The 24,541-nt window shown below is 63.7% G+C and carries 18 protein-coding genes, 2 tRNA genes and 3 rRNA genes; 19 read left to right on the top strand and 4 right to left on the bottom strand.

Features of this window, described 5'->3' with window-relative positions; all coding sequences use genetic code 11:
* Positions 1-35 precede the first annotated feature (35 nt).
* Entirely contained in the window at positions 36-515 is a 480-nt protein-coding gene (locus CV_RS02325) for a surface-adhesin E family protein (RefSeq protein ID WP_099426358.1), read from the bottom strand.
* A 269-nt stretch (positions 516-784) separates the two neighbouring features.
* On the opposite strand from CV_RS02325, the gene recQ reads away from it, so the two are divergent.
* The 19 genes from recQ (at position 785) to speB (ending at position 21,680) form a co-directional block, all read left to right on the top strand.
* Positions 785-2,581 carry a DNA helicase RecQ gene (gene recQ / locus CV_RS02330; RefSeq protein WP_043595326.1) on the top strand — a complete coding sequence of 599 codons (1,797 nt, stop codon included), beginning with the start codon at positions 785-787 and terminating at the stop codon, positions 2,579-2,581.
* Between the two features lie 77 nt (positions 2,582-2,658).
* A complete protein-coding gene (gene argJ, locus CV_RS02335) occupies positions 2,659-3,876 on the top strand; it encodes a bifunctional glutamate N-acetyltransferase/amino-acid acetyltransferase ArgJ (RefSeq protein ID WP_011134033.1) in 1,218 nt (405 codons plus the stop codon).
* Positions 3,877-4,323: 447 nt separating this feature from the next.
* A 16S ribosomal RNA gene (locus CV_RS02340) occupies positions 4,324-5,859 on the top strand.
* Positions 5,860-5,941: 82 nt separating this feature from the next.
* Positions 5,942-6,018: transfer RNA gene (locus CV_RS02345), tRNA-Ile, on the top strand.
* A 12-nt stretch (positions 6,019-6,030) separates the two neighbouring features.
* A tRNA-Ala gene (locus CV_RS02350) sits at positions 6,031-6,106 on the top strand.
* A gap of 254 nt (positions 6,107-6,360) precedes the next feature.
* Positions 6,361-9,249: ribosomal RNA gene (locus CV_RS02355) — 23S ribosomal RNA — on the top strand.
* A gap of 124 nt (positions 9,250-9,373) precedes the next feature.
* A 5S ribosomal RNA gene (gene rrf, locus CV_RS02360) occupies positions 9,374-9,488 on the top strand.
* Together the 16S, 23S and 5S rRNA genes with 2 tRNA genes alongside form the textbook arrangement of a ribosomal RNA operon.
* A 241-nt stretch (positions 9,489-9,729) precedes the next feature.
* Entirely contained in the window at positions 9,730-10,209 is a 480-nt protein-coding gene (pilV, locus tag CV_RS02365) for a type IV pilus modification protein PilV (RefSeq protein ID WP_011134034.1), read from the top strand.
* Positions 10,206-11,270, top strand: a complete 1,065-nt coding sequence (locus CV_RS02370; RefSeq protein WP_011134035.1) for a PilW family protein — start codon at positions 10,206-10,208, stop codon at positions 11,268-11,270. Before pilV ends, CV_RS02370 begins: the two co-directional genes overlap by 4 nt.
* Complete coding sequence (locus CV_RS02375; RefSeq protein ID WP_043595328.1) at positions 11,267-11,806, top strand: pilus assembly PilX family protein; 540 nt, start codon at positions 11,267-11,269, stop codon at positions 11,804-11,806. The genes CV_RS02370 and CV_RS02375 overlap by 4 nt, the downstream gene beginning before the upstream one ends.
* Before the next feature lie 7 nt (positions 11,807-11,813).
* Positions 11,814-15,470 carry a pilus assembly protein gene (locus CV_RS02380; protein WP_052278753.1) on the top strand — a complete coding sequence of 1,219 codons (3,657 nt, stop codon included), beginning with the start codon at positions 11,814-11,816 and terminating at the stop codon, positions 15,468-15,470.
* Between the two features lie 26 nt (positions 15,471-15,496).
* Positions 15,497-15,904: a type IV pilin protein gene (locus tag CV_RS02385; RefSeq protein WP_011134038.1), complete on the top strand. Its 408-nt coding sequence runs from the start codon at positions 15,497-15,499 to the stop codon at positions 15,902-15,904.
* Between the two features lie 12 nt (positions 15,905-15,916).
* Positions 15,917-16,474 (top strand): GspH/FimT family pseudopilin, encoded by a 558-nt coding sequence (locus CV_RS02390; protein WP_011134039.1) that lies wholly within the window; start codon positions 15,917-15,919, stop codon positions 16,472-16,474.
* Positions 16,475-16,595: 121 nt separating this feature from the next.
* Positions 16,596-17,096 (top strand): D-glycero-beta-D-manno-heptose 1-phosphate adenylyltransferase, encoded by a 501-nt coding sequence (gene rfaE2, locus CV_RS02395; protein WP_011134040.1) that lies wholly within the window; start codon positions 16,596-16,598, stop codon positions 17,094-17,096.
* Positions 17,093-18,058, top strand: coding sequence for a biotin--[acetyl-CoA-carboxylase] ligase (locus tag CV_RS02400; RefSeq protein ID WP_043595331.1), 966 nt, complete (start codon positions 17,093-17,095; stop codon positions 18,056-18,058). The genes rfaE2 and CV_RS02400 overlap by 4 nt, the downstream gene beginning before the upstream one ends.
* Positions 18,055-18,768, top strand: coding sequence for a type III pantothenate kinase (locus CV_RS02405; protein WP_011134042.1), 714 nt, complete (start codon positions 18,055-18,057; stop codon positions 18,766-18,768). Before CV_RS02400 ends, CV_RS02405 begins: the two co-directional genes overlap by 4 nt.
* Positions 18,768-19,586, top strand: coding sequence for an SPOR domain-containing protein (locus CV_RS02410; RefSeq protein ID WP_011134043.1), 819 nt, complete (start codon positions 18,768-18,770; stop codon positions 19,584-19,586). Before CV_RS02405 ends, CV_RS02410 begins: the two co-directional genes overlap by 1 nt.
* A 111-nt stretch (positions 19,587-19,697) precedes the next feature.
* Positions 19,698-20,504 carry a YoaK family protein gene (locus CV_RS02415; RefSeq protein ID WP_080508903.1) on the top strand — a complete coding sequence of 269 codons (807 nt, stop codon included), beginning with the start codon at positions 19,698-19,700 and terminating at the stop codon, positions 20,502-20,504.
* Positions 20,505-20,711: 207 nt separating this feature from the next.
* Entirely contained in the window at positions 20,712-21,680 is a 969-nt protein-coding gene (gene speB, locus CV_RS02420; protein ID WP_011134045.1) for an agmatinase, read from the top strand.
* Between the two features lie 428 nt (positions 21,681-22,108).
* Here speB and cobS read toward each other — a convergent pair whose 3' ends face one another.
* Genes cobS through cobT form a run of 3 tightly spaced genes read right to left on the bottom strand, consistent with a single transcriptional unit; the run spans position 22,109 to position 24,473 of the window.
* A complete protein-coding gene (gene cobS / locus CV_RS02425; RefSeq protein WP_011134046.1) occupies positions 22,109-22,852 on the bottom strand; it encodes an adenosylcobinamide-GDP ribazoletransferase in 744 nt (247 codons plus the stop codon).
* Positions 22,840-23,442, bottom strand: coding sequence for a histidine phosphatase family protein (locus tag CV_RS02430; protein WP_043595334.1), 603 nt, complete (start codon positions 23,440-23,442; stop codon positions 22,840-22,842). Before CV_RS02430 ends, cobS begins: the two co-directional genes overlap by 13 nt.
* Entirely contained in the window at positions 23,439-24,473 is a 1,035-nt protein-coding gene (gene cobT, locus CV_RS02435) for a nicotinate-nucleotide--dimethylbenzimidazole phosphoribosyltransferase (protein WP_011134048.1), read from the bottom strand. Before cobT ends, CV_RS02430 begins: the two co-directional genes overlap by 4 nt.
* Positions 24,474-24,541: the final 68 nt, after the last annotated feature.

Here is a 24,541-nt window from a genome sequence, read left to right on the forward strand (position 1 = left end):
GGCCCGGCGGGCTGCCGGATGCGGGTTGTCGCGTTCTAGAAGCCGGGCTGTCCTTTGCAAACCAGCAGCATCTGTTGATAACTGGCGGAGTTCTGCACCACCGGCATGGATTTTATCTGACCGTCATTATAGGAGAAGCTGGCGATCTGGCGGCCGTTTTCATCGAACAAGGTCATGTCCAGCAAGCGGAAGGTGTGCTGCGCGCAATCAATCTGCCAGGTATTGAGCGAGGTCTTGTGGCGCGGTGTGGTCAGGAAGTTTTCCTTCTTCAGGTTGAAGATGGTTTTGCGGTCGCGGAAGGTCGCCACCGCGCCCTGGCGCTTGATCGACAGCAGGTCCAGTTCGTTCAGCATATTGCCGTTGGGCGAAACGCCCAGGTTCTGCCAGTCGGCGCTGGCCTGCGCCGGCGCGGGCGCCGAGGGTTTGACGGTTTGGGTCGGTGTGGTGCGCTGCGGCGCGGCGGCGCAGCCGGCCAGCAGAATCGCGGCGGTCAGCGAGGTGAGCAGGGTACGCATGAATGTCTCCAGAAGATGGCGCCAGTGTCGCATAGCCGGGAGCGCGGGAAAACCGTTTGCGGCGGCGTGGCAGATTTTTGCAAAAAGTCCGGAACTTTATCGCCGCGGCGGCGGTCTTCCGTAGTGCGAGAGCATTTTTCCTCTTCGTTTCACATTGTCTCCATCCAACTTGAGGCCGCCATCATCTGGCGGCCATTTTTTTGCCCGGCTCGTCCCGGGAGCCGCCTTGCCGTACAATGGCGCTTTCCTCCGCGCTACCCCGTCCCGTCATGCACGACGCAGTCTCCATCCTCAATCATATTTTCGGCTACCCGGAATTCCGCGGGCAGCAGCAGGAGATCGTCGAGCAGGTGGCCCACGGCGGCCACGCGCTGGTGCTGATGCCCACCGGCGGCGGCAAAAGCCTGTGCTACCAGATCCCGGCGCTGCTGCGCGACGGCGTCGCCATCGTGGTGTCGCCGCTGATCGCGCTGATGCAGGACCAGGTGGCGACCTTACAGGAGTTGGGCGTCGCGGCGGCCTGCCTCAATTCCGCCACCTCGCCGGACGAGGCGCGCGATATCGCCCGCCAGGCGCGCGCCGGCACGCTGGACCTGCTTTATGTTGCGCCGGAGCGCTTGCTGACGCCGCGCTTCCAGGAGTTCATCGCCAGCCTGAAGATCGCCTTGTTCGCCATCGACGAAGCGCACTGCGTCAGCCACTGGGGCCATGATTTCCGGCCGGAATACCAGCAGCTGGGCCTGCTGGCCGAGCAGTTCCCGCAGGTGCCGCGCATCGCGCTGACCGCCACCGCCGACGAGCAGACCCGGCTCGACATCATCCACTACCTGAAGTTGGCCGAGGCGCGGGTGTTCCTGTCCAGCTTCGACCGCCCCAATCTGTTCTACCAGGTGGTGGAGAAGCACAATGCCAAGAAGCAGCTGCTGGATTTCATCCGCCAGGAGCACCAGGGCGCCACCGGCATCGTCTATTGCCTGTCGCGCAAGCGGGTGGAGGACACCGCGCAGTGGCTGCGGGAGAACGGCATCGAGGCGCTGGCCTATCATGCCGGCATGAGCCATGCCGAGCGCGAGGCCAATCAGCGGCTGTTCCTGCGCGAGGACGGCATCGTGATGGTGGCCACCGTCGCCTTCGGCATGGGCATCGACAAGCCGGATGTGCGCTTCGTCGCCCACATCGACATGCCCAAGAGCCCGGAGAACTTCTATCAGGAATCCGGCCGCGCCGGCCGCGACGGCCTGCCGTCCGCCAGCTGGCTGTGCTACGGCCTCAACGACGTGGTGCAACTGCGGCAGATGATAGAAGGCGGCGAGATGGCCGAGCTGCAGAAGCAGGTGGAGCTGTCCAAGCTGGATGCGATGCTGGCCTTCTGCGAAACCGCCGGCTGCCGCCGCCAGCACATCCTGGCGCACTTCGGCGAGGCGAGCAAGCCATGCGGCCATTGCGACAACTGCCTGCATCCGCCCATCACCTACGATGCCACCGAACCGGTGCGCAAGCTGTTGTCCTGCATCTACAGAGTGGGGCAGCGCTTTCCGACCGGCCACGTCATCGACGTGCTGCTGGGTCGGCAGAGCCCCAGCATCGGCCACCACCGCCACGACCAGCTCAGCACCTACGGCATCGGCAAGGACATGAACCAGCGCTGGTGGCGCTCCATCGTCCGCCAGCTGGTGGCGCGCCAGTTGGTGCAGGTGGACATCGCCCGCGGCCAGTCGCTGGTGCTGACCGACGCCTGCCGGCCGCTGCTGAAGGGCGAGCAGAGCATTTACCTGCGTCCGCTGGCCGACGAGAAGAAGTCGCGCGGCAGCGGCGGCGCCGACCGCTGGCTGCGCACCGAGCGCGAGGAGCGGCTGTGGCAGGCGTTGCGCCGCTGGCGCCGCCAGGTGGCCGACGAGCACAATGTGCCGGCCTACGCGGTGTTTTCCGACCGCACGCTGCGCGATCTGGTGGAAAAGCGGCCGGACAGCCCGGCCGGCCTGCAGCGCATCTACGGCTTGGGCGAGCTGAAGTTGGCCCGCTACGGCGAGGCGCTGCTGGATTGCCTGCGCGAGGCGCAGGAATAGGCAAAGCGATTTGCCCAGCCATGGGTGGCGAAATTCTTATACAATCCGTCGCATATATGTAAATGTCGGAGAATTTCATGGCTGTGAATCTGAATCCCCCGCAAGCCGGCCAATTGCCGGCGGTCGCCGGCGTCGAGCTGCTGGTGGCCGAAGCCGGCATCAAGACCCCGGGCCGCAAAGACGTGCTGGTGGTGAAGCTGGACAAGGGCAATACCGTCGCCGGCGTGTTCACCCGCAACCGTTTTTGCGCGGCGCCGGTGCAGCTTTGCCAGGAACATCTGGCCGCAGGGGTGCAGATTCGCGCATTGGTGGTCAATACCGGCAACGCCAACGCCGGCACCGGCTTCGACGGCCGCGCGCGCGCCTTGTCCGTATGCCGGGCGGTGGCCGAGCGGGATCAGCTGCAAACCGAACAAGTGCTGCCTTTCTCCACCGGCGTGATCCTGGAGCCGTTGCCGGCCGACAAGATCGTCGCCGCGCTGCCGGCCTTGCGCCAGGCCGACTGGGCCGAGGCCGCGGAAGCCATCATGACCACCGACACCCTGGCCAAGGCGGCCAGCCGCAGGCTGGACATCGGCGGCAAGGCGGTGACCGTCACCGGCATCGCCAAGGGGTCGGGCATGATCCATCCCAATATGGCGACCATGCTGGGCTTCGTCGCCACCGACGCGGCCGTCACCCGCCCGATGCTGAACCAACTGGTGCGCGAAGTGGCCGACCAGTCGTTCAACAGCATCACCGTGGATGGCGATACTTCCACCAACGACAGCTTCATCCTGATCTCCACCGGACAGAGCGGCGCCGAATTGATCGACTCGGCCGAGCAACCGGCATATCAGCAGTTGAAGCAGGCGCTGCTGGAAGTGGCGATCGAGTTGGCCCAGGCCATCGTCCGCGACGGCGAGGGCGCGACCAAGTTCATCACCGTGGACGTGAACGGCGGCCGCTCGGTGGCCGAATGCAAGGACGTGGCCTACGCGATCGCCCGTTCGCCGCTGGTGAAGACCGCCTTCTTCGCCTCCGATCCGAATCTGGGCCGCCTGTTGGCCGCCATCGGCTACGCCGGCGTGGCCGATCTGGACGTCGACCGGCTCTCCCTGTATCTGGATGATGTGCTGGTCGCTTGCGAGGGCGGCCGCAATCCCGCCTATAAGGAAGCACAGGGCCAGGCAGTGATGAACCAGAGCGAGATCACCGTGCGGGTGGAGCTGGGACGCGGCTCCGCCAGCGCGCGGGTATGGACCTGCGATTTCTCCTATGAGTATGTGCGGATCAACGCGGACTACCGCAGCTGATCGCTTATATTGGCAGGCTGCGGATCCGCGATCGCAGGAAAAGCCCCCGAAACCGGGGGCTTTTCGCATGGTTTCATCTGCGTGGACATTGATAGGAAAGGCCTTTGCGCGGCGCCGGGAGAAATGAAAATAAAAAGTTCATTTTCATATTTCTTTCCATATCAGCATGTTGCGCAGCAATGAGTGAAAATCTCCGCATTTTCTCAAAAAACCTATTGACCGAGGGCGGGGGCGCAGGTATAGTTCGTCTCCTCAGCTGACGCAGCGAACGAAGCAGCGGAAACGAAACGGTTCCGGTGATGACGACGCAGCGACCGGCACTGCTCTTTAACAGAACGAATAACCGATAGGTGTAAGTGCTTGGCGAAAGCCGAATACTTGCACTGCAAGAGATAGGAAATACCAGTTATTTCTTTGAACTTGCGTGCCAGAAATTGCTAAGAGATTGAACTGAAGAGTTTGATCCTGGCTCAGATTGAACGCTGGCGGCATGCTTTACACATGCAAGTCGAACGGTAACAGGGTGCTTGCACCGCTGACGAGTGGCGAACGGGTGAGTAATGCGTCGGAATGTACCGTGTAATGGGGGATAGCTCGGCGAAAGCCGGATTAATACCGCATACGCCCTGAGGGGGAAAGCGGGGGATCGAAAGACCTCGCGTTATACGAGCAGCCGACGTCTGATTAGCTAGTTGGTGAGGTAAGAGCTCACCAAGGCGACGATCAGTAGCGGGTCTGAGAGGATGATCCGCCACACTGGGACTGAGACACGGCCCAGACTCCTACGGGAGGCAGCAGTGGGGAATTTTGGACAATGGGGGCAACCCTGATCCAGCCATGCCGCGTGTCTGAAGAAGGCCTTCGGGTTGTAAAGGACTTTTGTCAGGGAGGAAATCCCGCTGGTTAATACCCGGCGGGGATGACAGTACCTGAAGAATAAGCACCGGCTAACTACGTGCCAGCAGCCGCGGTAATACGTAGGGTGCGAGCGTTAATCGGAATTACTGGGCGTAAAGCGTGCGCAGGCGGTTGTGCAAGTCTGATGTGAAAGCCCCGGGCTTAACCTGGGAACGGCATTGGAGACTGCACAGCTAGAGTGCGTCAGAGGGGGGTAGAATTCCACGTGTAGCAGTGAAATGCGTAGAGATGTGGAGGAATACCGATGGCGAAGGCAGCCCCCTGGGATGACACTGACGCTCATGCACGAAAGCGTGGGGAGCAAACAGGATTAGATACCCTGGTAGTCCACGCCCTAAACGATGTCAACTAGCTGTTGGGGGTTTGAATCCTTGGTAGCGTAGCTAACGCGTGAAGTTGACCGCCTGGGGAGTACGGCCGCAAGGTTAAAACTCAAAGGAATTGACGGGGACCCGCACAAGCGGTGGATGATGTGGATTAATTCGATGCAACGCGAAAAACCTTACCTGCTCTTGACATGTACGGAACTTGCCAGAGATGGCTTGGTGCCCGAAAGGGAGCCGTAACACAGGTGCTGCATGGCTGTCGTCAGCTCGTGTCGTGAGATGTTGGGTTAAGTCCCGCAACGAGCGCAACCCTTGTCATTAGTTGCCATCATTCAGTTGGGCACTCTAATGAGACTGCCGGTGACAAACCGGAGGAAGGTGGGGATGACGTCAAGTCCTCATGGCCCTTATGAGCAGGGCTTCACACGTCATACAATGGTCGGTACAGAGGGTTGCCAAGCCGCGAGGTGGAGCTAATCTCAGAAAACCGATCGTAGTCCGGATCGCACTCTGCAACTCGAGTGCGTGAAGTCGGAATCGCTAGTAATCGCAGATCAGCATGCTGCGGTGAATACGTTCCCGGGTCTTGTACACACCGCCCGTCACACCATGGGAGTGAGTTTCACCAGAAGTGGGTAGGCTAACCGCAAGGAGGCCGCTTACCACGGTGGGATTCATGACTGGGGTGAAGTCGTAACAAGGTAGCCGTAGGGGAACCTGCGGCTGGATCACCTCCTTTCTAGAGACTGGCGATTGCCAAGTACTTACAGCCTATCGGTTATTTGTCGTTAAGGGCATGGCAGCTGAGCTGCCAGTCAACTGGGTTTGTAGCTCAGCTGGTTAGAGCACTGTGTTGATAACGCAGGGGTCGTAGGTTCGAGTCCTACCAGACCCACCATTTGACCTGTTTGGGGGATTAGCTCAGTTGGGAGAGCACCTGCTTTGCAAGCAGGGGGTCGTCGGTTCGATCCCGTCATCCTCCACCATACGCCGCAAACAAAATCGAATTGAGAAGTTTGATTCTGTTTGCGTTGTTGAAACGCCCGATCTTTAACAAACTGAAGAAGCCGAATATATAAGACGGCGAGATGAAAGCGTAGAGTTAACTCTTTACGCGGACAAATCGTCATCTTGGGTATTTGATTGTATCTAAGGCTGCGTCGCCATATCAAAAGGGGCGGTGCAGTCGTCGCACAAACACGCTCCGTCGTTTTGGTGATTTAGGTTACTGAAATGATAGGGTCAAGCGACTAAGTGCATCTGGTGGATGCCTTGGCGATCACAGGCGATGAAGGACGTGTAAGCCTGCGAAAAGCGCGGGGGAGCTGGCAATAGAGCTTTGATCCCGCGATGTCCGAATGGGGAAACCCCTCCGCAAGGAGATCCCTGACTGAATACATAGGTCAGTGGAGGCGAACCGAGTGAACTGAAACATCTAAGTAACTCGAGGAACAGAAATCAACCGAGATTCCGTAAGTAGTGGCGAGCGAACGCGGAACAGCCTGTACGTGTTATGGATTGTGTTAGTGGAAGGTTATGGAAAGGACCGCCATAGTGGGTGATAGCCCCGTACACGAAAACACATTCCAAGGACTAGGCGTACGAGAAGTAGGGCGGGACACGCGAAATCCTGTCTGAAGATGGGGGGACCATCCTCCAAGGCTAAATACTCGTGATCGACCGATAGTGAACCAGTACCGTGAGGGAAAGGCGAAAAGAACCCCGGGAGGGGAGTGAAATAGAACCTGAAACCGGATGCATACAAACAGTGGGAGCGGACTTGTTCCGTGACTGCGTACCTTTTGTATAATGGGTCAGCGACTTACGTTCAGTAGCAAGCTTAACCGAATAGGGGAGGCGTAGGGAAACCGAGTCCGAATAGGGCGTCTTAGTTGCTGGGCGTAGACCCGAAACCGAGTGATCTATCCATGGCCAGGATGAAGGTGCGGTAACACGCACTGGAGGTCCGAACCCACTAGTGTTGCAAAACTAGGGGATGAGCTGTGGATAGGGGTGAAAGGCTAAACAAACTCGGAGATAGCTGGTTCTCCCCGAAAACTATTTAGGTAGTGCCTCATGTATCACTTCCGGGGGTAAAGCACTGTTATGGCTAGGGGGTCATTGCGATTTACCAAACCATGGCAAACTCTGAATACCGGAAAGTGCGAGCATGGGAGACAGACGGTGGGTGCTAACGTCCATCGTCAAGAGGGAAACAACCCAGACCGCCAGCTAAGGTCCCAAATGATCAGTTAAGTGGTAAACGAAGTGGGAAGGCCTAGACAGCCAGGATGTTGGCTTAGAAGCAGCCATCATTTAAAGAAAGCGTAATAGCTCACTGGTCGAGTCGTCCTGCGCGGAAGATGTAACGGGGCTCAAACTGATAACCGAAGCTGCGGATGGGCACGTAAGTGTCCGTGGTAGGGGAGCGTTCTGTAGGTCTGTGAAGGTGTCTCGTAAGGGATGCTGGAGATATCAGAAGTGCGAATGCTGACATGAGTAGCGATAAAGCGGGTGAAAAGCCCGCTCGCCGAAAGCCCAAGGTTTCCTACGCAACGTTCATCGGCGTAGGGTGAGTCGGCCCCTAAGGCGAGGCTGAAAAGCGTAGTCGATGGGAAACGGGTTAAAATTCCCGTACTTTTGTGTAGTGCGATGTGGGGACGGAGAAGGTTAGGTCATCAGACTGTTGGAATAGTCTGTTTAAGCCGGTAGGCGTGAGGGGTAGGCAAATCCGCCCTTCTTTAACGCCGAGACGTGATGACGAGGGTCTACGGACCTGAAGTGACTGATACCACGCTTCCAGGAAAAGCCACTAAGCTTCAGCTACACAAGAACCGTACCGCAAACCGACACAGGTGGGCAGGATGAGAATTCTAAGGCGCTTGAGAGAACTCAGGAGAAGGAACTCGGCAAATTGATACCGTAACTTCGGGAGAAGGTATGCCTCTTAGAGTGTAGGACTTCGCGTTCGAAGCTTTGAGAGGTCGCAGAGAATCGGTGGCTGCGACTGTTTAACAAAAACACAGCACTGTGCCAACACGAAAGTGGACGTATACGGTGTGACGCCTGCCCGGTGCCGGAAGGTTAAGTGATGGGGTGCAAGCTCTTGATCGAAGCCCCGGTAAACGGCGGCCGTAACTATAACGGTCCTAAGGTAGCGAAATTCCTTGTCGGGTAAGTTCCGACCCGCACGAATGGCGTAACGATGGCCACACTGTCTCCTCCTGAGACTCAGCGAAGTTGAAGTGTTTGTGAAGATGCAATCTCCCCGCTGCTAGACGGAAAGACCCCGTGAACCTTTACTGTAGCTTTGCATTGGACTTTGAACAGACTTGTGTAGGATAGGTGGGAGGCTTTGAAGCCAGGACGCTAGTTCTGGTGGAGCCGTCCTTGAAATACCACCCTGGTGTGTTTGAGGTTCTAACCTTGGTCCGTGATCCGGATTGGGGACAGTGCATGGTAGGCAGTTTGACTGGGGCGGTCTCCTCCCAAAGTGTAACGGAGGAGTTCGAAGGTTACCTAGGTACGGTCGGAAATCGTGCTGATAGTGCAATGGCAAAAGGTAGCTTAACTGCGAGACCGACAAGTCGAGCAGGTGCGAAAGCAGGACATAGTGATCCGGTGGTTCTGAATGGAAGGGCCATCGCTCAACGGATAAAAGGTACTCCGGGGATAACAGGCTGATACCGCCCAAGAGTTCACATCGACGGCGGTGTTTGGCACCTCGATGTCGGCTCATCACATCCTGGGGCTGTAGCCGGTCCCAAGGGTATGGCTGTTCGCCATTTAAAGTGGTACGTGAGCTGGGTTCAAAACGTCGTGAGACAGTTTGGTCCCTATCTGCAGTGGGCGTTGGAAGTTTGACGGGGGCTGCTCCTAGTACGAGAGGACCGGAGTGGACGCACCTCTGGTGTACCGGTTGTGACGCCAGTCGCATTGCCGGGTAGCTAAGTGCGGAAGAGATAACCGCTGAAAGCATCTAAGCGGGAAACTTGCCTGAAGATGAGACTTCCCTGGAGGCTTGACCTCCCTGAAGAGTCGTTCGAGACCAGGACGTTGATAGGTCGGGTGTGGAAGCGCTGTGAGGCGTGAAGCTAACCGATACTAATTGCTCGTGAGGCTTGATCCTATCATTTGAGTGGCTTGGAGAATCCAAGGCGCGAAGATAGCGTGTGTGCGACACGATCAGATACCGAATATTCAGAATCAGAGAGGATCTCTGGTTCAGGCTTCTTGAGTTTGACCAGTTTATGTCTGGTGGCCATAGCGAGGTGGTCCCACGCCTTCCCATCCCGAACAGGACCGTGAAACGCCTTAGCGCCGATGATAGTGTGGCATTCGCCATGTGAAAGTAGGACACCGCCAGACGCCCCATACGCAGAACCCCAGCTCAGACGAGCTGGGGTTTTTGCATTGTGCGCGCGGATCGCGCGACTTCCTGCCCGTTTCCATGAAAAACCCCGCCAGTTGCCTGGCGGGGCTTTGCTGTTTCCGGCTTGCAAGCTGGCCTGCCGTCCATCGCCGGCATCCATCCTTTTGTCGGAGGCGTCGCCATTTGCCATGTCCACGCGGCTATGCTGGAAATGACAGTGGGGCAATGGAGGCTGGGATGCGAAGGGGGCAGGGGCGGTGCGCTGCGGGTTTCACCATGCTGGAGGTGCTGATCGCGTTGCTGGTATTGGCGATGGGCGTGCTAGCGGCCATCGCCGTGATACTGAATGCGGAACGGGCCAGCGGCTCAGCTTATCTGCGGCAGATGGCCAACCAGTACGCCTATGACATGGTCGACCGAATGCGGGCCAATTCCGCGCAGGTGAGCGCCGGCAACTACGATGTCGCATCCGGAACCAGTCTCTCCACCCTGCAAAGCGATTGCGCCACATCGGCTTGCAGCGCGGCGACGATGGCCACCTATGACAAGTACCAATGGCTGAGCGATCTGCAGAATAATCTGCCCAGCGGCACCGGCAGCGTTTACCAGCCGGCTAATGGCGGCAGCACCGAGCGCGTGGTGCAGGTATGGTGGACGGATGGCAACGCGGTGAGCGGCGGCAGCCTCCAGTCCGTGACGGTGAGGACCATCATGTGAAAACCTGGCGCGCGCAATCCGGTTTCTCGCTGGTGGAGCTGATGGTGGCCATCACCATCGGCTTGCTGCTGCTGACCGCCTTGGTAGGCATCATGGTGGGCGGCCGCAAGGACTACTCCACCAATACCGGTCAGGGCATGTTGCAGAACGCAGGGGCCACCTTGTCCAGCGTGATTTCCCAGACCGCCCGTTCGGCGGGGTTCTTTGGCTGCTCAGGCGCCACCACGTCGAATGCGCTGGTGGCCGCGACAGGGTTGCTGGGCAACTTCAATACGCCAGTGGTCGGCTACGACGCCGTGCTGGCCTCGTCAACGCTGACGCTGACGGCTCTCAACGGCAGCAACGACAGCACGCTGACCGATTGGTCGCCGACCCTGGACGGCAGCCTGCAGGGGCTGGTGGCGAAGGGCAGCGATGTCTTGGTTTTCAGCGGCCAGACCAATGGCTCGGTGCCGGTCTGGGTGAATGCCTATGCCTCCGCCGGTGCGACCGCGCTGCAAACCCTGTCCGCGTCCAATGTGGCGGCAAACAATCTGCTGTCGGTATCCAATTGCGGTCATGCGTCTATCCTGCAGGTCAGCAGCGTGGGCAGCGCCAGCGGCGGCAGCGTGATCAATCTGCGCCAGGCGCTGGATACCGATTTCCCGGTGGGCTCGGTGGCGGCGCCGCTGTCGCAGACCGCGTACTTCGTCAGCCAGGCGACCGGCGCGCAAAGCGCGCTTTACCAGGCGGTGTATGACGGCACCGCGTCCAGCTGGCAGCTGACGCCGGTGGTGCCGGGAGTGGATGCCCTACAAGTGTGGTATGGCGTGGGCGGCTCGCCGGGGGTGACGACGCAGTATTTGCCGGCTAGCCAGGTCAGCAACTGGGCGCAGGTCAACAGTTTGCGGATAGCGGCCCTGCTGGAAGGGCCTTTGGGATCCGCGCCGGCGACAGGTAAGACTGGTTGTGCCAATCGGACCAGTTGGAGCGTGCTGGGCAGCACGGTGGTCGTGCCGTGCGATACCCGCCTGAGGCATGTGTACACGATGACCGTCTCCTTGAGGAACGCCGGACTATGACGATTCCGCAAAGGCAGAAGGGCGTGGTGCTGATCGTCGCGCTGGTCTTCATGCTGGTGATCATGATCCTCGGCCTCGCCGGCAGCAGCCAGTCGCTGGGCCAGTTGCACATGGCCAGCAACAATATCCAGTACCAGAACAATCTGGAGCTGGCGGAGGGCACGCTGCGGCAGGCCTACGCTTCAATGCTGCAGGGCAATTTCGCCAGCCAGAATTTCACCGTCGCCGGCAACAACGGTTATTACCAGTTCAATGCCAGCGCGACGCCGGTTTGGCAGCAGAATCTGTACAGCGCGACGTTCTGGAGCGATGCCACCAAGACGATAGCCGGCTACACCGGCACGCCGGCGATTTCCGGCATCGTCAGCAGCTACGTGGTGGAGAGCATGCCGGCCTCGTGCCGAGCCGGCACCAGTTGCGGCAACCGCGGCATTTACGGCCAGCAGGCCGGCGGCAACAATTACCGGGTCACCGCCCGGGTGGCGACCAGCGGCGGCGCCAGTCCCGTGGTGGTGCAGGCGATTTTCACGCAGTGAGGCGGATATGGCGAACCGGACCACCCTGATGCGCATCGTCGGCAGCGTCATCCTGTTGGCAGGCTTGGCGCTGGCGGCGCTGTGGGTGCGGGGCGCCTCCACCGCGACCCTGGCGATCTCCCAGGTTCCGCTGACCATCTCGACGCCGGCGCGGCCGCAGGTGGTGATCGCGGTGACCAATTCCGAATCGATGGACGGCAGCACCATCACCTATTGCAACGGCACCGGCAATAGCGGCGCCAACTGCAGCAATGGCTTTTCCTCCACCTATACCGGCCGCGGCGGCGCCTTGCTGACCGGCTCCGGAGCGGTCGGCGGGCTGACCGGATCGGCCTCGCCCGTCAACTACCCGGTGCCGGCCAATTTCACGCCGCCGGTGACGGGCGGGGCGGCCGGCAGCATGCAGCCCTACACCTCGACCTTGTCGGGCGGGCAACTGGCCGACAACAGTCCGTCGCGGCTCAACGTGGCCAAGGCCGGAATACTGTCGATACTGAACACCTACCTCGCCACCACCGATTTCGCGCTGCTGTCCTATCAGATGAGCCGCACCTCGTTGAATACCACCTGGGTGTACTACATGTCGCCGCCGGGCGGTTTCGGCTTCACCAGCTCGCCGACCGCCACCAGCACCACCGATACCGTTCTCAACCCCTGCTATGGCTACCTGTCGCTTGGTACGTCGCTGTCGACGGTAAAGAGCAACTGCGCGTCGGTCGCCTCAAGCCTGGGACTCAGCGGAACGACAGTGAACGGTTCCCAGTACATGACGGTGGCGGCCACCAGCGACGACGCCAGCATCAATGATGTGCTGTACAGCTCGGGGCTGAACCCGGTGTTCATGACCTATGGCACGGTCAGCCCCAGCAATCCCTACAGCTACTACTCGCTGAACAGCTACAAGACCGGCTCGGTAACCGTGTCTTACAGCCTGATGGCGCCCGGCGGTTTCTCCGGTTGGGGCACTTCCCCAACCAATGCCGGCTACGTTCCCTTCACGCCGCAGGTGCTGTACGCGCAGCGCGGCTGGGGTTATGGGGGCTCGCAGTCGTACAGCGCTGCCGCCACCAATGTGGCGATGACCAATCTGGGCAGCCCGTCGGCCAGCCAGCTCACCAGCGCCTACAACAGCTTCTCGCCCTTTCTGCAGCCGGAAACCAATTCCACCAGCACGTCGGAGATCAAGGCGGCGGCGGGACAATCGCCGATCTACGCGCTGTTGAAAACCGCGCAGACCTCGTTCACCAGCACGTCGTCCAGCAGCGGCTGCACACCGCAGAAATACGTGGTGCTGATCACCGACGGCCTGCCGACTCAGGACAAGAGCGGATATTACTGGCCGCCGGCGGGCAGCGCCGCGGCCACCGGCTACGGCGTGACAGCCAGTTTCAACGCCGACGGATCGCTGAATATCGCCGGCACCAACGATCAGGCTTTGCTGGACGCCATCAGCCAGATCCAGACCCTGGCCAGCGCCGGCATCAAGACCTATGTGATCGGCTTGGGCGCGGGCGTGGCGCCGGCCACCAATCCGACGGCGGCGCAGACGCTGACGGCGATGGCGGTGGCCGGAAATACCGGCTCCTATTATCCCGCGGTCAGTCCGGCGGCATTCAGCAGCGCGCTGGGCTCCATCCTGGTGCAGATACAAAAGGGCAGCTACGACCAGGCCTCGGTGGCGTTGAACAGCACCACGCTCAGCACCAATACCCAGGCTTTCCTGGCCAGCTTCAACCCCAGCGACACCCCGTACAGCGACTGGACCGGAGATCTGGCCGCCTATGCGCTCGGCACCAGCGGCGGCCTGAATGTCAGCACCTCGGCCAGCTGGAGCGCGCAAACCCAGGTGGACGCCTTCGCCAGCGGCAGCGGTTGGCAGAATACCCGCCTGATCGCCACCTGGGACGCGGTGAACAACAAGGGCGTGCCATTTCGCTGGCCGGCCACCGGGGTCATCGGCATCAACAGCACCCAGCAGTCGCAACTGCAGCCTTCGGACACCAAGGGCAGCCTCCGCGTCAACTACCTGCGCGGCGATGCCTCGCAGGAGGCGCGCAACGGCGGCGCCTTCCGCAACCGCAGCCATCTCTTGGGCGACATCGTGGACAGCGGGCCGGTCTATGTCGCGAAGCCGGACGGGCCTTATATCGATTCCAGCTACCAGACCTTCATCAGCAACAACGCCAACCGCACGCCGATGCTTTACGTCGGCGCCAACGACGGCATGGTGCACGCCTTCAACGCCAGCACAGGCAACGAGGCTTTCGCCTTCGTGCCCAACGGCGTGTTCGCCAACCTGTATCAGCTCACCAGCACCTCGTACAACAGCAACCATATCTATTTCGTCGACGGTTCGCCCCAGGCCGGGGACGTGATGTTCGCCGACGGCTCCTGGCACTCGGTGCTGGCGGGCGGGCTGGGCGGCGGCGGCAAGACCATCTACGCGCTTGACGTCACATCGCCCTCCAGCCTGACGTCGGAAACCGCGCTGGCCAATGCGGCGCTGTGGGAGTTCAGCGATAGCGGCATGGGTTATTCCTTCGGCCGGCCGACCATCGCCCGCCTGAACGGTTCGAACGCCTTCGCGGTGCTATTCGGCAACGGCTACGCCAGCAGCGGCAACCACGCCATCTTCTATGCGGTGAATCCCCAGACCGGGGCCACGCTGGCCAAGATAGACCTGTGCAGCTCGGTGCCGGCGGCCTGCAGCAGCAGCGCGCCGCAAGGCTTGTCCGAAGTGGTGGCGGTCAACAGCAGCGGCAATGCCGGCGCGGCGGTGGACACCGTCTATGCCGGCGATCTGCAGGGCAATCTGTGGGCGATCAACGTGTCCAGCGCCAATCCGGCCAACTGGTCGGTGCGGTTGCTGTTCACCGCCACCGACAGCAGCGGCAACCACCAGCCGATCACCTCCGCGCCGGCGGCGACGCTGAACCCCAACTTCCCCAAGCAGAAAGGCATGATGGTGTTCTTCGGCACCGGCCAGCTGCTGGCCCAGTCCGACCTGACCAACACCAATACCCAGGCCTTTTATGCCATCTACGACAATATGACGATCACCAGCCTGACGCCGTCCAACCTGTTGCAGCAGACGGAGACCGCGATCACCACCTCGGTGTCCGGTTTCCCCAGCACCACGGTCTCCTCCTCGCTGTACAACTGGCAAAGCCCCAATCCGCCGCTCAACTGCGTGGTGGGGAGAACCTGCCCGACGCTGTACGGCTGGTATTACACGCTCAGCTTCGCCGGCAGCGGCAGCCGGATGCTGACCAATCCCCAGTTGTTCGCCGGCAACGTGGTGTATACGACTTTCTCGCCGTCCGCGACGCCTTGCACCGCCGGCGGCTCATCGTTCCTGATGTCGTCCAATTACGCGACCGGCGGACCGCCGTCCCAGCCTTTCCTGGACGCCAATGGCGACGGCCTCGTCAACAGCAGCGACGTCTACAATCAGCAGCCGCTGTCGGGCGTGCAGCTGGGCAGCTTCTTCGCCTCCACCCCCGCCTTCGTGGTGTCCAACCAGGGCGGCTACACCGCCAGCATCCTGGTGGGCGGCGGCAACAGCTCCAGCCGCAACAACTGCGCCAACGGCAAGCTGAGCTGCACCAGCAGCAGCCCGTCGCAGCAATATTATTCGTGGAGCGGATGGTGGCAGATCCTGTAGAGCGGGCCATCGGGAAGGAGAGAGGCATGCGCGGCGTTACGCTGGTCGAGTTGATGATCACCCTGGCGGTGGTCGCCATCCTGGGCACCATCGCCTACCCGATGTATACCGGCTACGCGCAGCGTTCGCGGCGCAGCGATGCCTGGCAGGCGCTGACCACCGCGCAGGCGCAGATGGAGCAGTGCTATTCGCAGTATTTCGCCTACAACAACGCCGCCTGCACGGTGACTACGGCCTCGCCCAACGGCTATTACCAGGTGCAGATCGCCTCGTCCACCACCGCCAGCGCCTATACGCTGACGGCGACGCCGGTCAGTTCCGGCTTGCAGGCCGCCGATACCAGCTGCGGCAGCTTCAGCGTCGGCAGCACGGGCATTCGCAGCGCGCAGAACGCGCAGGGCGCGGATACGTCCAGCACCTGCTGGCCGCACTGAGGGATGCCGGCTATGGGCGTGCGCGAGGATGGGGGCTTCACCCTGGTGGAAATGATGGTGACCATCGCGGTGGCGGTGCTGTTGCTGACCGTGGCGATGCCGGCCTGGCAGGTGTTCGTCCAAAATGAAAGGCTGAACAGCACGCGCGACCAGCTGATCAGCGCGATGAACCAGGCGCGGTCCTTGTCGATCAGCAACGACGACGTGGTGACCATCTGTCCTTATAACGCCGGCTCGGCGTCTAGTTGCGGCACCAGCTGGAGTGCCGGCTGGGCGATTTTCGAACTGCCGCAAGGCGGCGCCAGTTCGGTGCGGGTACAAGCTCAGCCGCTGACCCTCGGCTCTTCGCCCACCATCAACGCGGCCACCTCCGGCGGGGCATCCCTGTCCAGCATCAGCTTCAATCCCCGTCCGCCCTATGTCGCGGTGGGCCAGACCGGCGACTTTCGCCTCTGCGACAGCCGCGGCGCCAGCTACGCCTTGTCGTTCAATCTGCAGACCACCGGCTATATCCAGCAGCCGGCCAAGGCCGGCGTCACGCTGGCGGGCGCCGCGCTCACCTGCCCCTGAGGCGGCCGGAGTTGGGCAGTCGGCGGCGACGGTGGTATGCTTCGCGATCCGTTCCGATTCATGGCGCCGCGCGGCCTCGGCATGACTTGCCGTCGGCGCCGGCTTCTGCGCAAGGAAAAGCATGATTTACCCGTCGCCGTCGTTCGAAGACAAGATCTGTCCGCCGGAGCGGCTGGCCGAGCGCCTGGCCGCCTTGCCGCGGCCGCTGGTGTTCACCAACGGCTGCTTCGACATCCTGCACCGCGGCCACGTCACCTATCTCGCCCAGGCGCGCGCGCTGGGCGCCAGCCTGGTGCTGGGGCTGAACACCGACGCCTCCGTGAAGCGGCAAGGCAAGGGGGACGACCGGCCGATCAACAGCGAGCTGAACCGCGCCGCGGTGCTGGCCGCGCTGGAGAGCGTCAGCCTGGTCACCTGGTTCGACGCCGACACGCCGGCGGAGCTGATCGAGCAGATCAAGCCCGACGTGCTGGTCAAGGGCGGCGACTGGACCGTGGACAAGATCGTGGGCAGCCGCGAAACGCTGGCCCGGGGCGGCCAGGTGCATTCCATTCCCTTCCTGTTCGACACCTCCACCACCAAGACGCTGAACCAGATCCGCGCCGCCGAGGGCAAGGCGTGAGCGAGCATGCGTTCGCGGTGCTGCGTCACTTGTCCGACGGCCGCTTTCATTCCGGCGAGGACATCGCCCAGGCGCTGGGCTGTTCGCGCACGCTGGTGTGGCAAGCGGTGCGGACGATAGAGTCCGAGCTCGGCCTGACCGTGTTCAGCGTGCGAGGGCAGGGCTACAAGCTGGCGCAGCCTTTTGGCTGGCTGGACGTCGCCGCGATCCGCGCCGGCCTGTCGCCGGCCGCGGCCGAAGCCTTCACGCTGGCGGTGGCCGAGCGCACCGACTCCACCAACAGCCAGCTGATGGCGCGCGCCGGCAATGGCGGGCTGCATGGCCTGGTGCTGGCCTGCGAGCTGCAGACCGCGGGCCGCGGCCGCCTGGGGCGGCGTTGGCAGGCTCGGCTGGGCTCGGGCCTGACGTTCTCGCTGCTGTGGCGTTTCGAACGCGGATTGGCCGAGCTGGCCGGCCTGTCGCTGGCCATCGGCGTCGCGCTGGGCCGCGCGCTGAGGACGCTGGGCGCGCCGGTCGAGCTCAAGTGGCCGAACGATGTGTTGCTGGAAGGTCGCAAGCTGGCCGGCATCCTGATCGAGGTGTCCGGCGACGCGCTGGGACCGGCGGCCGCGGTGGTCGGCATCGGCCTGAACGTCGCCGATCCTGGGGCGGTGGACCAGCCGGTGGCGGCGCTGGAGCAGGCCGGCGTCGCGCCGGACCGCAACCGGGTGCTGTCCGCCATGCTCAATGAGCTGGAGCGGGTGCTGTCCGATTTCGACCGGGACGGCTTCGCGCCGCTGCGCGACGAGTGGTGGCGCTTGTGCGCGCATCGCGACGCGCCGGTGCGCCTGAGCTTCTCTCATGGCGAGCCGGTGGACGGCGTCGCCTGCGGCGTGGCCGAAAACGGCGCGCTGCTGGCGCAAACGGCGCAGGGGACGCGGTCTTTCCATATCGGCGAGGTCAGTCTCAGGGAGCGCCAATGAAATTGCTGATAGACGCCGGCAACAGCCGGGTGAAATGGGCGCTGTACCAGGGCGAGGATTGCGTGCGGCAGGGCGCGGCCGAGCATGGCGAGCTGGCCGGCCTGGCCGCGGTCTGGCGCGATCTGCCGCTGACGGGCGCCTGGATGTCGTCGGTGGCGCGCCGCGAAGTGGCCGACGCGCTGGCGGCCGCCGTGCCTTGCCCCTTGCACCGGGTGCACGCCGAGCGCCGATTCGGCGACGTGCGCAACCATTACCGCAACACGGCCGAGCAGGGCGCGGACCGCTGGCTGGCGGTGCTGGCCGCGCGTGAGTTGTGCCGCGGCGACGTCATCGTCGCCTGCGCCGGCACCGCTTTGACGGTGGAGGCGCTGACCGCCGAGGGCGATTATCTGGGCGGCCTGATCCTGCCTGGCCATGGGCTGATGCTGCAAAGCCTGGCCCAGGGCACGGCCAATCTGAACCGGCCGGCCGGCGAGGTCGTCGATTTTCCGCAGGGCACGCAGGACGCGCTGGCCAGCGGCGCGATAGCGGCGCTGGCCGGGGCCATCGCCGAACAGCGGCGGCGCCTGGCGGAACGCACCGGACGCGCGCCGGCCACGGTGATTCTCACCGGAGGCGACGCCGCCCGCATCGCGCCCTGGCTCGCGGCGCCGATGCAGATCGTGGATAATCTGGTGCTGATGGGATTACTCAAGGTGGCGAACACGTGATGAAGTGGCTAGTGGCGCTGGTGGTGGTGCTGAATCTGGTGGTGGCGATGTACGGTTCTCTGAAGCAGAGGCCGCCGCTGGACGTGCACGCCCAGGAAGTCAGTCCCGGGCAGGTGAAGCTGCTGCCGGCCAACTGGAAGCCGGACGCCTCCGCATCCAAGGAACAGGCCAGCGCGCCCGCGGCGTCGGCGCCGGCCGCCCAGGCGCTGCACGAGAGCAAGACTGCCGCCAGCGCGGCCAAGGCCGAGGCCAAACCGGCGGGCAAGCCGGAGGCGTCCAAGCCCGCCGCCAAGGCGCTGGATAAGCCGGCCGCGAAGCCGCAGGAAAAGCCGGCCCAGGACAAGAAGCCCGAGGCGCTCGCCTGCTACCGCTGGTCCGGCCTCAACGACGGCTTGCTGTCGCGGGTGAAGGGCGGCGTGCCGCAGCTGAAGCTGAAGTCGGGCCAGCTGCAGGAGGAGAGCAAGGAAGAGAACAAGGGGTCAGGCCGTTTCTGGGTGTACTATCCGCCGCTGGCCACCCAGTCCGAAACCAAGACCCTGTCGGCCGAATTGAAGGACAAGGGTTTCGACAACTACATCGTCAGCAACGACGAGTTCAAGGGCAATCTGTCTTTGGGCCTGTTCGGCAAGGAAGACGCCGCCAAGACGCTGGTGGCGCGCCTGAAGGCCGCCGGCTACGACAAGGCGGTGGTCAAGTCCAAGGACCAGCCGGCCAAGATGACCACGCTGACTTTCAAGGACCTGGACGCGGCGCAGGCCGAGCATCTGAAGGCGCTGCAGAAGCGCCTGACGCCCGGCATCGCGCTGAAGGGCTGCTGAGCGGACCCCCATCGGGGAGAAGTTTGATCCTGCGGCTTGCCAAGCGCGCATGCCGCGGCGCAATATCGACAACGGCGGCAACAGGCCGCCGTTTCGTTTGTCAGATTCCCCATGGCCAGACACTTCCACATCACCCGGCTGCTGGACCGCGGCCGCTTCAACGACAGGGTATTGCGCCAGCTCGGCTGGGCGATGGCCTTCATCGCTGGCGCGATCAACGCCGGCGGCTTCCTGGCGGTGCACCGCTACACCTCGCACGTGTCCGGCATCGTGTCCGGCATGGCCGACGCCTGGGCCACCGGCGAGATCCGCCTGGCGCTGTCGCTGCTGGTGATGCTGTGCTGCTTCGTCGGCGGCGCGATGCACAGCACCTGGCTGATCCTGTGGGCGCGGCGGCAGCGGCTGCGCGGCGGCTACGGCGTGTCGATGATGGAGGAGGCGCTGCTGCTCTTGGTGTTCGGCCTGCTGGGCGCCGGCCTGTCGTTGCACAAGGGCCTGTTCACGCCGCCGACGGTGATGTTGCTGTGCTTCATCATGGGCATGCACAACACCATCGTCACCAAGCTGTCCGGCGGGCTGTTGCGCAGCACGCACATGACCGGCATCGCCACCGACCTCGGCATCGAGCTGGCCAAGATGAGCTACTACAACCGCCAGGCCAATCCGCGGGTGGCGGCGGTGCGCTCCAACCGCAAGAAATTCCGCGTTTACGCGCTGATCCTGCTGGCCTTCTTCCTGGGCGGCGTGGTCGGCGCGCTGGGCTTCAAGCACCTGGGCTTCGGCTTCACGCTGCCCTTGGCGCTGTTCCTGTTCCTGCTGGGCCTCAGGCCCGCCTGGTACGACGTCAAGCTGCGCTGGCGCTGGTGGCGCGGCCGCTGGTCGTCGCGGCGCGCGCGCGTCGTCGCGCAGAGCGGTTGATCCGGACCGCCGTCCGCGGCATTTTCCCCGCCGGCTTTTAGTCTTTACTTGAACCTGCCGCGTCATCGCGGCACACTTCGGGTTTTCCGCGCCACGGGGCGCGGCAGCCTCAAGCCGTCGGCTGTGCAAGATGGACGGCAATCGCTGCAAAATGATGCGGAATCAATATCTTGACCGCCTGCGGCGTACTCTCGCCTGGAGAGTGGCATGAGTGATGAAATGATCTACGGCGACGGCGCCATCCGCCGTCAGGGCCTGTACGGCTCCTCCATCGAAAACACCTACGCCGGCGTGCTGTCCTTCATGCGCCGCAACTACAGCCGCGACCTGGAAGGCGTGGACGTGGCGGTGTCTGGCATTCCGCTGGACCTGTCGGTCACCTTCCGTTCCGGCGCGCGCATGGGTCCGCAGGCCATCCGCGCCGCCAGCGTGCAGCTGGCCGAGCTCAAGCCCTACCCGTGGGGCTTCGATCCGTTCGAAGACCTGGCCGTGGTCGACTACGGCGACTGCTGGTTCGACGCCCACAACCCGCTGACCATCAAGCCGTCCATCATCGAGCACGCCCGCACTATCCTGGCCTCCGGCGCCAAGATGCTGACCTTCGGCGGCGACCACTACGTCACCTACCCGCTCCTGATCGCGCACGCCGAAAAATACGGCAAGCCGCTGGCGCTGCTGCACTTCGACGCGCACTGCGACACTTGGCCGGACGACAGCCCGGACAGCCTGAACCACGGCACCATGTTCTACAAGGCGGTGAAGGAAGGCCTGATCGATCCGAAGAAATCGGTGCAGGTCGGCATCCGCACCTGGAACGACGACTTCATGGGCCTGAACGTGCTGGGCGCGCCCTGGGTGCACGATAACGGCGTGGACGCCACCATCGCCGAGATCAAGAAGACCATCGGCGACGCGCCGGTCTACGTGACCTTCGACATCGACTGTCTGGACCCGTCCGCGGCGCCGGGCACCGGCACCCCGGTGCCGGGCGGCCTGACCACCGCGCAGGCGCTGAAGATCATCCGCAACCTGGGCGATCTGAACATCGTCGGCATGGACGTGGTGGAAGTGGCGCCCAGCTACGACCAGAGCGAGATCACCGCGATCGCCGCCGCCCACATCGCCTGTGACATGCTGTGCCTGATGCGCAACAAGAAGGTGGCGGGCACGCTGTAAGCGGTTCGCGTTTTGGTAGCGACGCCGTTCCCTCGTTGAAGAAGGGGCGGCGTTTTTTATTTGGACTTTGAAAAGCAGGGGGAAGGAGGCCGCTGCGCGGACGGAGGATTGGCATGGCGCGGCTGCCCACCGAGCAGGCAAAGGGGCTGAGCGACCAGCCTTGCGCCGAGCGAATCCAAAGATTCGCACGCTCGCCACCCCAGGCCGCCCCTGCCGGCCGGGCACACCCGCCCAGAAAGCCGAGGGCAAGGCGCTGGCGCACTTGGCACGCGCCAACGTCGCGCGCCTCAAACACGCGCCAGCTCAAGACCTTGCCCTTGACGGTCTGGACGGCGCGGCCAGAAGAGGAAAGCGGGCGCCTCACAATCATCGAGGCCTGGTGCGGTTTTGTGACCATGCAAACGGACCGTCGTCGTTTTCGCGGGGGGCTAATGTAGCCAGCCGAAGGGTGCCGGCACCCGCCACAGCAACAATCCCAACATCGCGATCTCGCACAGCTCCACCCCGGCGCCCAGGCAGTCGCCGGTCATGCCGCCCAGGCGGCGCTGCAGGAAGGTCCGCCAGGCCAGGCCGGCCAGCGGGGCCAGCAGCAGCGCCGGGGCCAGCCAGGCGGACAGCGCCAGCAGCGCGGCCAGGTTCAGCCCCATGCCGGCCCAGTCGCGGCGCCAGGCGAAGCGCTCGCCGCTGCCGGGCGCGATGGCCGGCAGCGTGGCTGACCAGATCACGGCGAAGCCGCGCGCCCAGGCCGGGACCAGCAGCAGGCCCCAGGCCGTTCCGGCCTGGCGTGCGATCAGCATCAGCAGCACCAGCTTGGCGATCACCGCCAGCAGCAGCGACAGCACGCCGAAGCTGCCCAGGTGCGGATCCTTCAGCACCTCGAAGAAGCGCTCGCACGAACGGTGGGCCGCGCCCAGCGCGTCGGCCAGATCGGCCAGGCCGTCCAGGTGCAGGCCGCCGGTGACCATGACCCAGGCCAGCAGCGCCAGCAGCGCCGCCAGCCACGGGTCGGCCAGGCTGCCCAGCTGCAGCGCCGCCAGCAGCAGCGCGCCGACGATGACGCCGACGGCGGGAAACCAGCGCGCGCTGGCCGCCAGCCACTCGGGTTTGAAATCGGCCAGCTGCGGCGTCGGCAGCCGGGTCAGGAACTGCACCGCCAGTATCAGTCCGCGCATGCCGACTCCAGGCGCAGCAGATAGGCCGGATGGCCCTCCAACATCGACAGCTGGACGAAGCCGCCGCGCTGCACCGTCATCAGCTTGGCCACCGCGAACTCGGTGCCCAGCAGCTCGGCCATCAGCACCGTGATCACGCCGCCGTGCGTCACCAGCAGCCGGTGGCTGCCGCGCGCCTCGGTCATCCAGTCGGCCAGGCCGGCCAGCGCGCGGGTGCGGAACTGCTCGAAGGTTTCGCCGCCGGGGGGGCTGAGCCGGCCGTCGGCCAGCGCGTCGCCCCAGCCCGGGTGGGCCTGTTCCAGGTCGGCCACCGGCTGGCCGTCCCAGCCGCCGAAGTCCATCTCGGCGAAACGCGGGTCCACCTTCAGCGTCAGCGAGCCGGACAGCGCCTGCTTGACCGCGAACTCCCGGCAGCGCTGCAGCGGCGAGGTGGCGATGCAGGTGACCGGGGCCAGGTTGCTGATGCGTTTCCAGCTGTGTTCCAGCTGCTGCTGTCCGAGCTCGGTCAGCGGCAGGTCGGTCAGGCCGATCAGGCGGCCGTCGTGATCGATGTCGCCGTGGCGCAGCAGGGTGAGGGTATAGGGGTTCATGCCGACTTGCCGCTGACGCCGGCTTCGTCGAAGGTGGCCATGCCGTTGTGCAGCTTGACCGCCAGCTGCAGCAGCGGCACGCAGACGGCGGCGCCGGAGCCTTCGCCCAGCCGCATGCCCAGGTCGACCAGCGGATGCAGCTGCAGCGCCGTCAGCGCCAGCTCGTGGCCGGACTCCGCCGAGCGGTGGCTGGCCAGCAGCCAGTCGTGCAGCGAGGGATCGATGGTCTTGGCGCACAGCGCGGCGGCGCTGGCGATGAAGCCGTCCACCAGCGACGGCACGCCCAGGCGGGCGCCTTCCAGGTAAAAGCCGGCGATCGCCGCGATTTCCAGGCCGCCCAGCTCGGACAGGGTGTCGAGTCCGCTGAGGTTTTCCCAGGCCACGCGGGCCAGCGCGGTTTTCACCGCGCGGCGCTTGTTGGCGAGACCGGCGTCATCGACGCCGGTGCCGCGGCCCACCACCAGTTCCGGCGCCGCGCCGGTGAGTCGGCAGATCAGCGCCGCCGACGCGGTGGTGTTGCCGATGCCCATGTCGCCGGCGACCAGCAGGTTGGCGCCGGCTTCCACCGCGCGGCGGGCGGCGGCGCGGCCGGCCTCCAGCGCGGCCTCGGTTTCCTCGGCGCTCATCGCCGCCTGCCTGGCCAGGTTGTGGCTGCCGGGACGGACCTTGGCGTGGACGATGGGCAGCGCCGACACGTCGCCGGCCACGCCCACGTCCACCACCTCCAGGCGGGCGTCCAGCGCGCGCGCCAGCACGCAGATGGCGGCGCCGCCATTGGCGAAATTGCGCACCATCTCGGTGGTGACCGCCGACGGGAAGGCGGACACGCCCTCCACGGTGACGCCGTGATCGGCGGCGAACACGGTGATCGCCGGCCGCAGGTCTTCCGGCTGGGCGCGGCCCTGCCATGCGGCGAAGCGGCAGGCCAGTTCCTCCAGCTGGCCCAGGCTGCCGGGCGGCTTGGTCAGGACGGCCTGACGGGCGCGGGCGGCGTTGCGGGCGGAAAGATCCAGGGGTTTGCTGCTGTTCATGGTATGGGCCTGCTGCGGGAGCGGACGGGGTCCGGCGGTTGAGTGGGTCCGGCGCGGGGCGTCGGTTG

The sequence above is a fragment of the Chromobacterium violaceum ATCC 12472 genome, from assembly GCF_000007705.1.
Taxonomy (GTDB): domain Bacteria; phylum Pseudomonadota; class Gammaproteobacteria; order Burkholderiales; family Chromobacteriaceae; genus Chromobacterium; species Chromobacterium violaceum.

Coding starts and splice junctions, on each gene's coding strand:
- CV_RS02325 (WP_099426358.1), bottom strand. CDS start 515: ATGCGTACCCTGCTCACCTCGCTGACCGCCGCGATTCTGCTGGCCGGC.
- recQ (WP_043595326.1), top strand. CDS start 785: ATGCACGACGCAGTCTCCATCCTCAATCATATTTTCGGCTACCCGGAA.
- argJ (WP_011134033.1), top strand. CDS start 2,659: ATGGCTGTGAATCTGAATCCCCCGCAAGCCGGCCAATTGCCGGCGGTC.
- pilV (WP_011134034.1), top strand. CDS start 9,730: ATGCGAAGGGGGCAGGGGCGGTGCGCTGCGGGTTTCACCATGCTGGAG.
- CV_RS02375 (WP_043595328.1), top strand. CDS start 11,267: ATGACGATTCCGCAAAGGCAGAAGGGCGTGGTGCTGATCGTCGCGCTG.
- CV_RS02380 (WP_052278753.1), top strand. CDS start 11,814: ATGGCGAACCGGACCACCCTGATGCGCATCGTCGGCAGCGTCATCCTG.
- CV_RS02385 (WP_011134038.1), top strand. CDS start 15,497: ATGCGCGGCGTTACGCTGGTCGAGTTGATGATCACCCTGGCGGTGGTC.
- CV_RS02390 (WP_011134039.1), top strand. CDS start 15,917: ATGGGCGTGCGCGAGGATGGGGGCTTCACCCTGGTGGAAATGATGGTG.
- rfaE2 (WP_011134040.1), top strand. CDS start 16,596: ATGATTTACCCGTCGCCGTCGTTCGAAGACAAGATCTGTCCGCCGGAG.
- CV_RS02405 (WP_011134042.1), top strand. CDS start 18,055: ATGAAATTGCTGATAGACGCCGGCAACAGCCGGGTGAAATGGGCGCTG.
- CV_RS02410 (WP_011134043.1), top strand. CDS start 18,768: ATGAAGTGGCTAGTGGCGCTGGTGGTGGTGCTGAATCTGGTGGTGGCG.
- CV_RS02415 (WP_080508903.1), top strand. CDS start 19,698: ATGGCCAGACACTTCCACATCACCCGGCTGCTGGACCGCGGCCGCTTC.
- speB (WP_011134045.1), top strand. CDS start 20,712: ATGAGTGATGAAATGATCTACGGCGACGGCGCCATCCGCCGTCAGGGC.
- cobS (WP_011134046.1), bottom strand. CDS start 22,852: ATGCGCGGACTGATACTGGCGGTGCAGTTCCTGACCCGGCTGCCGACG.
- CV_RS02430 (WP_043595334.1), bottom strand. CDS start 23,442: ATGAACCCCTATACCCTCACCCTGCTGCGCCACGGCGACATCGATCAC.
- cobT (WP_011134048.1), bottom strand. CDS start 24,473: ATGAACAGCAGCAAACCCCTGGATCTTTCCGCCCGCAACGCCGCCCGC.